Here is a 14,166-nt window from a genome sequence, read left to right as displayed (position 1 = left end):
GTCGCCGGTGGCCGTTCATACCGGAATTCGATTTCTGAATACAAATTAATCCTATTTAAATTGAAAAAGTTAATTATAGCCGGTTTGTCAATAATGCCGTTGACAGCTTTCGCCCAGAGTAATAATAAATTTACTATCAATGGCAAATATGGTACAGGCAACGCTCCTGAAATGGCATACCTGGAGTATACGATGAAAGGTAAGTCCATCATTGATTCCGTCGGGTTAAAGGATGGCGTTTTCAAATTTGCCGGTGCGGTGTCCACTCCGCCGGTATCCGCTACATTAACCTTTGATACGAAAGGTGTTGGGAGAGCTAACAGCCTTGAACAGATATCCGTTTATCTTGAGCCGGGTAGTATTCATATTAAAACGAATGGAGCTGCGGTAGCAGGAGCGCAGGTAACCGGAACGCCCATGAATAATGATTATAATGATCTTAATAGCCTGGTTGATTCCGGCGTTTCACAAATGACCGATGAAGACAGGCAATTCATGGAAGGGAAGTTGTCGCCACAGGTCACGCAGGATTACGAGACAAAAGTGGAAGGCTTTCGAAAGCGGTTTAGTGACATGACCAAAGATGCCTATATTAAGTTCGTCAGGTCCCATCCTGCATCAATGCTTAGCCTAGAATTGTTTCCTAAAATCGCTTATGAGCAACGCTATGACGTAGTGAAGCCCTTGTTCGACGGTTTATCATTCAAAATTAAAAATAGTAAGGAAGGTAAAAAGGTTGCCGCTAACCTGGATAAAATGAGAGTAACTGCAATAGGGCAACCAGCGCCGGACTTTGAAGTACCCGATGCAGAAGGGAAGCTGGTTAAACTCTCGTCATTTCGTGGTAAGTATGTATTGGTCGACTTTTGGGCTTCCTGGTGCGGGCCGTGCAGGGCAGAGAACCCAAACCTGGTTAAAGTCTATAATAAATTCAAGGATCAGAACTTCACAATTGTCGGTATTTCTCTCGATAAATCTGACAGCAAGGCGTTGTGGTTGGCGGCAGTTAAAAATGACGGACTTCTGTGGCTTCAGCTTTCTGATCTGAAATTTTGGGATAGTACGGCTGCGAAATCATATGGTGTCCAGGCAATTCCTCAGAATTTTTTGGTCGATCCTGATGGAATTATAGTTGGAAAAACATTATCAGGAAAAGCGTTGGAGGAAACATTAAGCAAAATATTTTATCCGACGCACACGGCTAACTAACGCTGACATGGAAAAAGATGGTTATGGAGAACCAGCTATGTTTTGGTAATACCAAAACTCCCGACCCACTGCATGCTATCGCATTGGTGGGCTGGTTTTTTCAACCGCTGACCAGCGGATTCAAAAAGTAAAATGAACTGAAATATGACGCAGAGTGAAATGAAGCAGAGGAATAAAGGTGGGCGTCCTTCAAAAGAAATCAGGAAGAACATTATCCTGACATTAAAATGTTCGGCGGTTGAAATTACCCAAAAGGCTAAAGACCGCTACTACTGCTACAAGCAAAAAAGCCACACCCTTTTGAGATGTGACTTTTATTTGCGGACCGGACGGGACTCGAACCCGCGACCTCCGCCGTGACAGGGCGGCATTCTAACCAACTGAACTACCGATCCTTGCTACAGATAAGCCTTTCAGCCGATCTATATCCCCGATTGGGATTGCAAATGTAGCAACATTATTTTTAATCAACCAAATAAATTTACAAAAAAATTAAAATTTCTTGTTCCATTCAGCGATGTCGGGACAGTGGCTTACCGCTGCCGCAAAGGATTCGGTGCGCTCATAGCGGGCTTTCAACAGCTTCCGGTAGGGAGAATAATAGTGATCGTTATCCGTTTTAAACAACTGCACGGCCTCGTCGCAGGTGGCCAGCATGATGGTAGCCTGGGCAGCCATCTCTTTATTGCTGCCTGCCAGCGCCAGGGCCTGATGGTAGAGGCGAATAGCATCCGCGCATTCATAGTAGCTGTGATAATAAGTCATATCATTGGGCGAAAACCTGAACCCATCCCAACGATAGTAATCATCATATTGACTCATGAAAGGACGCTCCGAATACCATTTACCGTAGCTAAACATCATCCAGGCCTGCCCGGGCCGGGAAATATTATAAAATGCGTTGCCCAGTAATAAGGATAGCCGTGCTTTATCTTCATTATGCTGCGCCAATGCCAGGGTATCCATCAATGCTATCATATCCCGGAGCACCAGCTTTTTGCTGCAATAAGGATAATCAGGGTAGGGAGTATTGTCAATATGCAGCAGGGGGCGTGCTTTACCGATATAGCGATTGCTGATATAATCCGGGTAAGCAAAGTTGTCTTCCCAGAAGCACTCATCTACCCTGTTGAAGGTGGCCAGCGCATCGCGGTATTTTTTCTGCCGCAATTGTATGGTGCCTTTCAGGTCCAGGTAATAGTTGTCATCGGCCCATGCTTTCGGTGTAATCAATTGCTCGAAGCGGGTTTTGTGGGCATTGTGTTTAAACGCCAGCAAGGAATCCATCGTTTCAGGGCCCGCATATTTATCAAAAAAAGCAATTTGCCGGTAAGGATCGGGATCTGCATCATTTTCATCATAATAACTACTCCAGTACCCGTAGTAATCATTGATCAACATATGCGCTTTCAGGAACAATAACCCGGCTTTCACTATTTCTCCTTTTGCTTTCATTTGCCAGCCTAACGCCTGGTACAACTGGGAGATGCTGGAGGCGGGCGTACTTTCGTATCCTACCGTTTGGAAATCATACGTCTCTTCCCCGTACCGGGTAACCCTGCTGAGCTGCTGAAAAAGCGTATCCTGTACTGCTGCCTTTGTAATGTCTGAAGCATATACCTGGTTGATGACGTGGGCAATGGCCTGTTGCCGGATATAGCGGGGCTGCGTGGTATGCATGGTGCGCAGCAAGGTCGCTGCTTCATGGTATTGACGGTCTAACTGGTACAAATGCACAATAGCCAGGGTAAGCAAGTCTTTATAAGGACCGGGGGTAGATTGCATGGATATGAAATGCTCCCGGACTGCCCGCATATATTGACGGTCTTTTTCCCGGTTTATCGTGGCATATTGTGTGGCACGATAATCCGATGGTGCTGCCGGAAATTGCAGCAGCCGCGGCGTCAGGAGCCAGTCTTCCAGCTTGTTCACTTCCCGGCAAATCAGCAGTGGCAGGTATTTATTATGGGGATCTGTTTTACTGATTTCCTGGATTTCCGGTAACGCCCTGCCCGGGTTTTTAATGCTCAGTATCACATTCACCAGGTTGCGTGTAGCCGTTTCCGATACCGTTGGCTTTAACTGCAACAGCTCCTTTCTTGTCAGGTACCGGAGGGCGAATGGCTTTTTTTCCTCGCTGCGGTCAAAGGCTTGCAGTATGGCCAGCTGTGCGTCACGGGTTGAGTGCAGCGCCTGCGCATAGTAGGTCAATCCCCAGTCGGCCACAATGGTGTTTTTATGGAGCAGGTATTTTTCATACCATAACACCACTTTCGGCATGCTGACCGGTGTTTCTGACCGGGTGGCAGCAAAGGAAGCATAAAAGCCCAGCTTAATGGCCTGGAAAGCATAACGCTCCTGCAGGAAAGAGGGGGGCAGCTGTTCGCATTGTTGGATAGCAGCACTGGCCAGTGAATCATAAAAGGCCGTGTTATAGGATTCGCTATGTTCCTGCCAGGGATCGGTGGCATCCGATTGTGTAAATTCTATTGTTTTGGCAAACGAAAAATAGTCCAGCGCTCTTTTATTTTGGGGTAGTAGCAGCCATTTTATAAAAGGACTTTCTACCGATGAGGGGTGTTTAATCGCATACAGGAAATCGTCTGTGGTCATGGCATACTGTACTTCATAAACATCTTTCTCGCTCACCTGTTTGCCGGTAAACTGCCGCCATTCCTCACAGTTACGATGATTGTCCACTCTCAAAGGATCGGTGTCAGCGGCCGAAGTAAGGGCCGGGGTGTAGTAATAAGGCTGCAGGTTATCCATGTTGGCCAGGTAACTGCGGAACAGCATCACCCTGCATTCATCAAGCATATACTCCGGACCACAGCTATTAGTGCGGGTCGCAGAAAGGCAGATCAGCAACAGGCTACTGGTAGCGATCAAAAGTTTCTTGGATAACTTTTTCATATTTATTGATTGTAGGGAGATGCCAATGATAGAAAGCAATGAATTGATAATCTGGGATGCGCCGGGTCATCAGCGCAATGGCGGCCTTCAGCTCAGCGGAGTCGGGGTATTCCATACGTAGTTGATCGCCTTCGCGGAAATAGGTGTTGTCAATCACCGTATCCCGCTGAAAGCGGTAGCGATGTGGCGCCGATGTAGTCAGCAAAGTAGTATCGGTCACAAACTGTTCCTCCTGGTGTACAATGCTTTTAAACTGGTCATCACGGAACCAGGCATACCAGCCGAATACAGGGAAGGCCAGGTCTAACGGTAGCGGATATTTTTTCCCATTGAGATAAGCACGTAATTCTTTTAGGTCGAAGATGGAGTTACGGGTGCCGTCGGCACTGACTTTACCGAGATTATAGCACATCAGCATTCCCTTATCTACCGGCGGTATCCCCATTTTTTCCGGGTAACGGTAGGGATATAAACGAATCGTGGCAGACAGGCGGGTCCCGGGAAACTGCTTTTTGAACGCTTCCAGGAACTCAAAATATTTTTTCCGGGTACTCGTTGTCCAGTCACAGTCGATCTGTATTTCTTTGGGAGAGAAGGGTCCATTTTGGGTATTCATCGCCTTGATCTTCCGCGCCATTTTTCCAGCCAACAAAGGGCCATCCGCTTCCGGCTGCATCTCAAAAGTACGATTGGTGATAAACACCACGGGAGTAATGTCAATGCCATAAAAGTCGTTTCCGGGATAGCCGCCATTCAGCGCCGCCCGTGGTACTGCCATATGAAGCGACTCGCTCCAGTCAACATCAAAATAATGAAGATAGATGCGGCCCGTTTGCCAGCGCTTTATTTGTTCTATCTCTTCGGAAGCCATTTCAAACCGGGGCTTCCAGTAATAAAAGGAATGACTATTCTGGTGCTTCTTCCCGGGCTTGCAGGAAAAAAGCAGCAACAGTAAGAGGTACAGGCAATATCGCTTGGGATACATGAAGTAAAGAAGTGTACCTTAAAGCTAGGTGGTTTTTTCGACATAACCTCCTTGTTATCTAGCGCAAATTCTGATGTATTTTAAGTATTTTACATGTCACTTATATACCCGACATCAGACCCATAAAAAATTCCCTGATCCATGAATAACACCGGAATGATAAGCCTGGCCATTACCATCGCCAACTTCATTTTCTCCATAAAAGGATTTAACGACCGCGCTTTCTTCGATAAATACGCTTTCAGGGTAGAAAGGATATTATTGTTTAAGGAATATCACAGGCTGGTGACTTCCGGCTTCCTTCACGTCAACTGGCAACACCTGATCTTTAATATGTTGTCATTACTGGCCTTTAGCTGGTTGCTGGAGGCCGACCTGGGAGCAGGCGCTTTTTTGCTGATCTATTTCGGAAGCCTGATCGGGGGCGACTTACTGTCGCTGCTGATACACCGGCATACGGGCGATTATAGTTCCGTTGGGGCCTCCGGGGCTATCTGCGGGGTCATCTTCGCTTGCATTGCGTTGTTCCCGGGTATGGAAGTGAGCTTCTTTGGCCTCCTCGCTATACCTGGCTGGCTCTATGGTATTTTGTACACGGGTTACGCGATCTACGGCATTACCTCCCACCGCGATAATATAGGCCATGATGCCCATCTCGGCGGAGCTTTGATAGGCATGGGCCTGGCGGCAATCATAGCGCCACAGGCTATGCTGGCCAACCTGGCCACCTGTATCACCATTATGGTGCCCTGCATTTTTTTTATGTATGTCATCATCTCCAAACCACATATACTCCTGGTGGATAATTTCTTCTACAAACAACATCACGCAGTGGGAGATATCGACGACAGGTATGTTTTTGAAAGAGCCAACCGGCAGAAGGAACTCGATGCTATTTTAGAGAAAATTCATCAAAAGGGGATCAACAGCCTGTCTAAAGCTGAAAGAGAGAAACTTGAGAGATATTCACAACAGATAAAATAAAAAACCTCCGGCCTTTACCTGGTCAAAATACTGCCAGTACCCGCATCGGTACAGGCAGGATCTCCTGGTCAGGCAAATGCCGGAGGCTCACGGTATATGAACCCACATCATCTGTTTCTATGAAAGCAATGGTGAAAGCCGGATGATGCTAAAATTACGCAGTCAGCAAGGTACAGCCAACTTTCTGACTACATCTATACTTCATCATATTTGCATACATGATTGATTATTAATAAATTTAAACTACATCATTACTACATCACCACACCTAATGCCTGTTTTATGAAGCCTTTGTGGTTGTTTTTTTTATGGGTCGTCGCTTGTTTGCCAGTAGCCGGGCAAAACACGATTGGATTGCCCCAGATGATCAACTACAGCAAAAGCGATTACCACGCAGGTACCCAAACCTGGGATATCAAACAGGATAACAGGGGTATGATGTACTTCGCCAACAACGAGGGGATGCTCACCTATGATGGCAGCCACTGGAAAGCCTATCCACTGCCCAACAAAACGATTGTACGTGCCCTGGCCATAGATAGTACCGACCGCATTTATGCCGGGGGACAGGGGGAAATCGGCTATTTTGCCCCCGGCGCCAATGGCAATCTTGTTTATACTTCCCTTAGAAACCTGGTGCCGGCAGCCCATAGTAAGTTTGCCGATATCTGGAAGATTGAAATCTATAAAGAGTCCGTCTTTTTCCAGGCATCGGACCGCATCTTTGAATACCGTAACAATACCATCCGGGTATATCCCAATGAATGGATGTACCTCAAACGGGTGGGCGATAAGTTATACGCGCAGGATAAGCATAATGGACTCATGCTGTTTAAGCAACAGGAATGGTTACCTGTAAATACCAGCCCTAAAATGAATAACCTGCTGATATCAGGGATGGTGGATATAGGGAACGACAGCCTGTTGATCAGCACCCAGAGGAATGGCCTATTTTTTTTATATCGCGATGTTATCGTGAAGCATCAACCATTTATTGCTGGTAGCAATATTAATACTACCGCCCGGATTAATGCTATGGGGTTGGTAGCTGGCACCCTGGCCGACGGCTGTATAATTTTTGACCTCAATGGACAGATCATACAAAAGATTTCCCGTGCAGAAGGATTACAGAATAATGATGTCATCAGCGTTTTTCTCGATAAAAATCAAAACCTGTGGGTAGGACTTAATAACGGCATCAGCTTTATCGCCTATAATGCAGCAATTAAATTCATTGCCCCCAATAAAAGCAATGAGGTATCCGGACACAGTACCCGTATATTTAATAATGAACTGTATATCGGTACTACCGATGGAGCCTGGTATGTGCCGCTGGCAACTACTTCCGGCGATCTCAGTTTTTCCAAAGGAGATTTTATCCATGTTAAAAACAGCAAATCAGAAGTATGGCGCCTCGATGAAGTGAATAACCATATCCTGATGGGACAACATGGCGGCGCTGCCCTGCTTCAGGACCATAGCAGCGTTACCTTGTCCGATAGCACCGGAGCCTGGTTGTTTAAACCTGTTTCATCGGTGTTTCCTGCCCATAATGTCCTGGTAGGCACTTATACCGGCCTCCGGATGTTGACAGCTAACCAAAACAAGTTCACCGACGCGGGACAACTGGAAGGTAATTCAGAATCGCTGCGTTTCCTGGAAATCGATAATAACAACACTATCTGGGCCTCACACCCCTACCGCGGCGTGTATAAATTGCAGCTGTCGCCAGATGGTAAGGCCATCAGCTCCCGGCTCCTCACGGATAGCGCCGGCCTGCCTTCTGCCCTCGGCAATTATGTATTCAAAATCAAAAACCGGGTAGTATTTGCTACCAGCAAGGGGGTATATGAGTTTGATGCCGCTACCGGCCGGTTTATCCCCTCTGCTTTCCTCTCGCCCATATTTGGCGATATGGAAATACGCTACCTGAATGAAGATGCGGAAGGCAATATCTGGTTTTGCAGCGGTAAAACCATCGGGGTGGTCAACTTTCACCAGCCCTCTGGGAGTAAGCCCTTTACCATTACCTGGATACCAGAACTGACAGGCAAAATTTTGCTGGGCTTCGAAAGTATTTATCCCTTTAATAAAGAGAATATTTTCATCAGTTCTGAAAAAGGAATGATCCACCTGAACTATGAAAAATATACCACCAATAAGCAAGTAATAAAAGTATTACTGGGCCAGGTGAAGGCCATCGGAAAATCTGACAGTATTCTTTTTGGCGGCTACTTCCACCAACGCAATGCAACGGGCTATTACCAGGATGAGCAGGAAATTTTTTCCCTGCCAAAAAATTATAACTCCTTTCACTTTGAATATAGTTCCCCCGCCTACGGACTGCAAAACAACATTGAATACAGTTACCAGCTGGAAGGATATGATCACCAGTGGTCGGCCTGGTCGGCGAAATCAGAAAAGGACTATACCAATTTGCCGGATGGGAAATATATTTTCAAAGTAAAAGCACATGATAATCTCGGCCATGAATCGGCAATGGTGAGCTATAGCTTTGTAGTAAGGCCCGCCTGGTACAAAACAACCTGGGCCTACCTGTTATACATAGCGTTGTTCCTGGGAGTACTTTACCTGCTGAACCGCTGGCAGGAAAGAAGCCTGCGCAGGCAACAACAACGGTTCGACGAAGAACAGCAACGCCTGAAATATATTCACCAGCTGGAGCTGGAAAAGAATGAAAAAGAAATCATTAAACTACAAAACGAGAAATTGGCCAGCGAAATACACTTTAAAAACAATGCCCTGGCAGATGCTTCCATGCACCTGGTAGAAAGAGGCGATGCACTGGTAAAAGTAAAAGATATCCTGGCAGCGGTTTATAAGAAAAATGGCAATAACCCCGAGATAAAAAATGCACTGGGATTATTAAATGATGTGGAGAAGAATAATGATAACTGGGAACAGTTTGCCGCTCATTTCGACGCTATCAACAACAACTTCCTGAAGAAGCTAAAAGCCGCATTCCCGGCGCTGACTCCTACCGACCTTAAAGTATGCGCTTACCTGCAACTGAAGCTATCCAGTAAGGAAATTGCCCAGCTGATGGCTATTTCAGTACGTGGCGTGGAAATTAAGCGGTACCGCTTAAGAAAGAAACTCAACTTACACACTGCATTATCGATATCGGATTTCCTGAATGAATTTGGAGAAGCAAAAGCTGATTGATCATGAACATCTCCTCCGTTATTTGACTTTGGTAAACGCATAATGCCCTTTTATATATTTATTGAGAAAGGTACCTTTGGAGGTGGCGGATTTCATGGCCTGGTACACGGCTTCCGGTACTTCTTTATAATCATATATCATCCCGGATACAAATACTATCCGCAGGATATGCGCTGCTGCATGATAATCCATATGGGCTACAACGGTAGAAGGCATACCTGGCAGACCACAATTACCATACCTTTAGCTTCTTCTCTTTTATAATGCAAAATTAACAGTTGTTTTAAATATCTACCCATTTATATGATAATTATATCAGACTAATTAAAATTTTCATAGAAGTATCGTAGAATTTAAGGAAGTTTAGTTATCTTGTATGTACAGTCATTTGATATTGCTGTTTCACTTGTTATTATTTGATGTAGATTTAAGCCAAAGCAAACACTAAAATCCAGATGGTGCCTGATCGCCAGGAAGTTTACAAAAAGACGTTATTAAAGCAGCTGTATTTCAAGAGAGAGCTCTCTTGTGCCGATTTGAGCGTACTCACCGGTAAAAGCCTGCCGCATACTACCAGGGCATTGTATGAACTGGTGGAAAGCGGGCTAGTGCTCGAATCCGGCTATGCCATGTCTACAGGCGGCCGCCGCCCGCAGATGTATTCCATAAAACCGGATTTCATGTATATCCTCGCGGTAGCGATGGACCAGTTTGTTACCAGCATCAGCATCATGGATATGCACAATAACATGATCGGAGAAGAACACCTGGTACAACTCGATCTGTCAGCACATCCGAAGGCTATCAATATCCTGGGCGAGGAGCTGAAAGCATTCATCGACCGCTCAGCAATCCCTAAAGAACAATTTGCAGGTATTGGTATAGGAATGCCTGGATTTGTAGATGTGAAGAAAGGCATTAACTATTCATTTTTTAATACCGATTTTTCCAGCATCAACAAATACCTCCAGGCACAGACCGGCTTACCGGTGATTATCGACAACGACTCCAGCCTGGTGGCATTGGCCGAATGGAAACTTGGTGCTGCGCGCGGCAAACAAAACGCGCTGGTCATCAACATCGGCTGGGGAATCGGCCTCGGCATGGTGCTCGATGGCCGCCTTTTCCGCGGTGAAAACGGATTTGCCGGTGAATTCAGCCACATCCCCCTATTCACCAATAACAAAATTTGTAGTTGCGGTAAAATGGGATGCCTGGAAACAGAAACCTCCCTTTCTGTAATCGCAGAAAAAGCAGTGGCAGGCATACAGGAAGGCAGACCTACAGTGATGAAAGGATTGTCGATGGACAACCGCGATGAAGCCTTCCGGAAAATAATGGCCGCCGCCAACAAAGGAGATAAATATGCCGTGGAATTATTGTCGCAGGCAGGCTACCATATCGGAAGAGGGATCGCTATACTGATACACGTATTGAATCCGAACCGGATCATATTGAGCGGAAGAGGAACCCTGGCCGGAAAACTATGGCTGGCCCCCGTTCAGCATGCACTGAATGAAAATTGCATACCTAAAATAGCGGAAAGTATAGAACTAATGGTATCGCCACTCGGATATGCAGCAGAACGACTCGGCGCTGCCGCCCTGGTAATGGAACATTTCGATTCCCCCCAACTGTATAAAGTATAATCACAACTACTTACTGTATCAATAAAAACAAGCAGCTGCTTCAAAACCTGAAGTAGCTGCTTGCTTAGTGAGAAGACATCAGCTAAAGAGAATGCCCATTTAAGTATACGTTTGTGAAAGAAGGACTACGTAGTGGAAACGGAAAAATATTTTCAAAAGAGAAGCCCCATCGGCTGGAATATGCTCAGTTACTCTCCGGCCTTTTTACTTCCCTGGTCCCTGAATGCTTTGGGAGTTTGTCCTGCCCTGGATTTAAACACGGTAGAGAAATAGGCGGGAGAAGAAAAACCGCAGGCATAGGCAATTTCAGCAATAGAAAACTTAGAGTTCACCAGCAGGTAACGGCCTTTCCGTATCCTGGCTTCCAGGATATAGTCGTTTACGTTAGCATTCAGCAATTGCTTTACCTTTCGGTATAGCTGCATCTTGGAAATGTTCAGCTGTTGGGCAATGTCTTCTACGGTAAACTGGTCGTTGCCCAGGTTGTCTTCTACAATTGCTGTAAAATCATTGACAAATTTCCGGTCAGTTTTATTGGACTGCGGGCTGTGTACACGCGTGTCTGGCGCGGCAATATAATGGTCTTTCAGCAATGCCCGGTTGTTGAGTATACTGCTGATACTTTGGGAGAGATATTGCAGGTTAAAGGGTTTACTGATATAGGCGTCGGCGTTATGTTGCATCCCTTTGATCCGTTGTTCTTCGCTATTGTTGGCGCTCAATAAAATAACCGGTATATGAGAGGTCCGGATATCTTTTTTGAGGGTTTGCAATACCTGTATGCCATCCATGCCCGGCATCATAATATCGCACAGAATCAGGTCGGGAATATGCCGGAATGCGGCTTGCAGTCCTTCTTCACCGCTGGCAGCATGAAAAACTTCGTATTGTTCCCGCAGGTAATCGGCCAGGAAATTATTCAGGTCGGGATGGTCTTCTATGATCAGCAACGACCATTCATTTTCTCTTCCCCCGTTCTCGCCCGTCGTCAGTGGCAATGGATGCTCCGTATCTTCAATATAACTATGCAGCGCATCGTGGATCACATTGGTGCTGGGCGCTTCCGCCTGAATTTCTTCCGGTGCAAATGGCGCAGCAGTGCCGGGCAGCGTAATACTGAAGGTGGTACCGGTTCCTTTGCTGCTCTTTACTTCGATGGAGCCGTGGTGCAGGGCAATGATTTCACGGGTCAGCGCCAGGCCTATGCCTGTGCCTTTATGTTCGTTGTTGCGGCTTTGATAAAACAGTTCAAAGGCATGTGCCAGCGTATGCTCGTCCATGCCTGTTCCATCATCTTCTATGCGTATCAATACGTCGCTATGATGCTCCGGCTTTTCCAGGTATATATGTATTTTCCCATAGTCGGTGGTGAACTTAAAGGCATTGGAAAGCAGGTTATATAACACCCGGTCAAACAGGTGCTGGTCGAACCAGGCTTTAATGCCCGGCTGCCGGCTAATGAGCCGGAAGTCGATATGCTTCTTCATGGCAATGCCCTTATAGGCTTCCATAATATCTGTCATAAACGAGGGCAGGTCATTTTCCGATACTATCAGTGGTAGCTTACCACTCTCTATCCGGCGGAATTCCAATAGCTGGTTCACCATGCGCATCAGGTGGGTTACATTCCGGCGCATCAGCTCCAGCTGTTGCTTCTGTGCGGCCGATAACTGCCGGCTGTCCATCAGGCTTTCCAGTGGCGCCTGTATGAGGGTAAGTGGCGTACGGAATTCGTGCGAAAGGTTGGTGAAAAAGCTGAACTTGGCCTCTGTGGCTTCCTGCGCTTTGGCAGTCATTTCCACCAGCTGATCCCGTTGCTGTAGTATTTCATCCCGCTGTTGTTTCAGCTGCCGGTTAATACGCCGGTTGGTCCGTAAAATAAAAAACAGCACAATCCCCAGCAGGAAGGCAATGCACAGCGTTGTTACCACGATGCGGAGTAAGTGTTGCTGGTCCTGGTACAGCGAGCGTTGTTCCTGTAACAGCGACTGCTGTTTTTCAATTTCCTGGTGCTGGGCTTGTATCTTATCTATCTGCAGCCGCATCAGCTTTACGTTGCTGCTGTCTATCAACACGGTTTGCAGCAGGGTATTGCGGGGCACCTTTTTACCGGCCAGGATATCGGCGGCCATGCTGATGGCTTCCTTGCCACCGCTCGGATACAGGAGGGAGGCGCTCAACACCCCCCTCGATACCAGGTCGATGCCTGCGTCAGGGTAAGGCGAGGCATCTACCCCGATAAACCGGGTATGGGTAATGCCCTTATCATGACAATAACGGTACATACTATACGCCATCACATCGTTCTGGGCAAAGATGATATCTGCTTTTTCTACAGCGGAATCATTGCCGGCTGCGGCAGCCTGTGTTTTGTCGGCTACCCAGCCGCCTTCCAGGGTGGCAATCACCTGCAGGCCGGGATAATGTGCCAGGGCATCGCGGAAGCCCTGGTGCCGTTCTACGGTAGGAGAGGATCCCCTGAGCCCTGTTACCTCAACAATACGTCCTTTGCCTTTGAGCGTAGATGCAATATAGGCGGCCGCCAATTTCCCGATGTTATAATTATCGCCGCCAATATAAGCGGTGAAAGAGTCGGTAGCCGCCTTACGATCTAATATGATTACCGGGATACCTTTGCTATACACTTCGGCAATAACCGGCGCCAGCGGCGCTGCTTCATTGGGCGATACCACCAGTATGTCTATCTGCTGCGCCAGCAGTTCCCTGATCTGGGCTACCTGCCGCCGGCTGTCGCTTGCTGCATCTTTATATAATAACTGCATCTCCGGATGGTAGAAAAGCTCCCTTTTCATTTCTGTGAGCATGTTCCTCCGCCAGTCGTCATTACCCGTACATTGGGAAAACCCGATACGATGCTGCGGTATCGTCTCCTGACGACACCCACTGGCATATATCAACACCCCAAACAATAATAAAATGAAATATCTCTTCCCTATGACAGACAACATGGCTGATTTTAGTTGATGCAGTATGTTCCTTTTTCTAAAAACAATGATACAAAATTGAAAGACATCTATTCGTAATATATTTTAATTAATGTGTAATTAATTAAAATTAAATTAATTAATTGCATTTTGAGCCTTGTTACTATTTTGAAAGAAATGGATGCAATAGCACAACAGCAGCCCCGCTCCAGGTTGTAAGTTTGACCCATCACGTTATGAAACCGGACAAGCTAAAACAGGCCTGCGAGGTTCCATCCTACCAAAAAACTAAACG

Annotated in this window: 8 protein-coding genes and 1 tRNA gene; 4 read left to right on the top strand and 5 right to left on the bottom strand. The window is 46.5% G+C overall.

All coding sequences use genetic code 11. The features are described 5' to 3' along the window. Window positions 1-60 precede the first annotated feature (60 nt). Window positions 61-1,209 carry an AhpC/TSA family protein gene (locus tag HGH91_RS15920; RefSeq protein ID WP_168739744.1) on the top strand — a complete coding sequence of 383 codons (1,149 nt, stop codon included), beginning with the start codon at window positions 61-63 and terminating at the stop codon, window positions 1,207-1,209. 321 nt (window positions 1,210-1,530) lie between these two features. Here HGH91_RS15920 and HGH91_RS15915 read toward each other — a convergent pair. From HGH91_RS15915 to HGH91_RS15905, 3 genes are all read right to left on the bottom strand, one after another. Beyond that, window positions 1,531-1,604, bottom strand: a tRNA-Asp gene (locus HGH91_RS15915). A gap of 97 nt (window positions 1,605-1,701) precedes the next feature. Beyond that, complete coding sequence (locus tag HGH91_RS15910) at window positions 1,702-4,122, bottom strand: hypothetical protein (RefSeq protein ID WP_168739735.1); 2,421 nt, start codon at window positions 4,120-4,122, stop codon at window positions 1,702-1,704. After that, window positions 4,082-5,107: a hypothetical protein gene (locus tag HGH91_RS15905; protein ID WP_168739733.1), complete on the bottom strand. Its 1,026-nt coding sequence runs from the start codon at window positions 5,105-5,107 to the stop codon at window positions 4,082-4,084. The genes HGH91_RS15910 and HGH91_RS15905 overlap by 41 nt, the downstream gene beginning before the upstream one ends. Window positions 5,108-5,248: 141 nt before the next feature. Here HGH91_RS15905 and HGH91_RS15900 point away from each other — a divergent pair, with 141 nt between their 5' ends. Both HGH91_RS15900 and HGH91_RS15895 read left to right on the top strand, forming a co-directional pair. Further along, window positions 5,249-6,091, top strand: a complete 843-nt coding sequence (locus HGH91_RS15900) for a rhomboid family protein (protein WP_168739731.1) — start codon at window positions 5,249-5,251, stop codon at window positions 6,089-6,091. Window positions 6,092-6,373: 282 nt separating this feature from the next. Beyond that, window positions 6,374-9,277, top strand: coding sequence for a triple tyrosine motif-containing protein (locus HGH91_RS15895; protein WP_168739730.1), 2,904 nt, complete (start codon window positions 6,374-6,376; stop codon window positions 9,275-9,277). An 18-nt stretch (window positions 9,278-9,295) separates the two neighbouring features. Here HGH91_RS15895 and HGH91_RS15890 read toward each other — a convergent pair whose 3' ends face one another. Then, a complete protein-coding gene (locus HGH91_RS15890; RefSeq protein WP_168739728.1) occupies window positions 9,296-9,493 on the bottom strand; it encodes a KTSC domain-containing protein in 198 nt (65 codons plus the stop codon). Window positions 9,494-9,732: 239 nt separating this feature from the next. Between HGH91_RS15890 and HGH91_RS15885 the strand changes: the two genes are divergently transcribed. Beyond that, window positions 9,733-10,926: an ROK family protein gene (locus HGH91_RS15885; RefSeq protein WP_168739726.1), complete on the top strand. Its 1,194-nt coding sequence runs from the start codon at window positions 9,733-9,735 to the stop codon at window positions 10,924-10,926. Window positions 10,927-11,114: 188 nt separating this feature from the next. On the opposite strand, the gene HGH91_RS15880 is transcribed toward HGH91_RS15885, so the two are convergent. Further along, complete coding sequence (locus HGH91_RS15880; protein ID WP_168739724.1) at window positions 11,115-13,895, bottom strand: substrate-binding domain-containing protein; 2,781 nt, start codon at window positions 13,893-13,895, stop codon at window positions 11,115-11,117. Between the last annotated feature and the right edge of the window lie 271 nt (window positions 13,896-14,166).

Source organism: Chitinophaga eiseniae (assembly GCF_012641265.1).
Classification (GTDB): domain Bacteria; phylum Bacteroidota; class Bacteroidia; order Chitinophagales; family Chitinophagaceae; genus Chitinophaga; species Chitinophaga eiseniae_A.
This window is presented reverse-complemented; position numbering and strand designations above follow the sequence as displayed.

Coding starts and splice junctions, on each gene's coding strand:
- HGH91_RS15910 (WP_168739735.1), bottom strand. CDS start 4,122: ATGAAAAAGTTATCCAAGAAACTTTTGATCGCTACCAGTAGCCTGTTG.
- HGH91_RS15905 (WP_168739733.1), bottom strand. CDS start 5,107: ATGTATCCCAAGCGATATTGCCTGTACCTCTTACTGTTGCTGCTTTTT.
- HGH91_RS15900 (WP_168739731.1), top strand. CDS start 5,249: ATGAATAACACCGGAATGATAAGCCTGGCCATTACCATCGCCAACTTC.
- HGH91_RS15895 (WP_168739730.1), top strand. CDS start 6,374: ATGAAGCCTTTGTGGTTGTTTTTTTTATGGGTCGTCGCTTGTTTGCCA.
- HGH91_RS15890 (WP_168739728.1), bottom strand. CDS start 9,493: ATGCCTTCTACCGTTGTAGCCCATATGGATTATCATGCAGCAGCGCAT.
- HGH91_RS15885 (WP_168739726.1), top strand. CDS start 9,733: ATGGTGCCTGATCGCCAGGAAGTTTACAAAAAGACGTTATTAAAGCAG.
- HGH91_RS15880 (WP_168739724.1), bottom strand. CDS start 13,895: ATGTTGTCTGTCATAGGGAAGAGATATTTCATTTTATTATTGTTTGGG.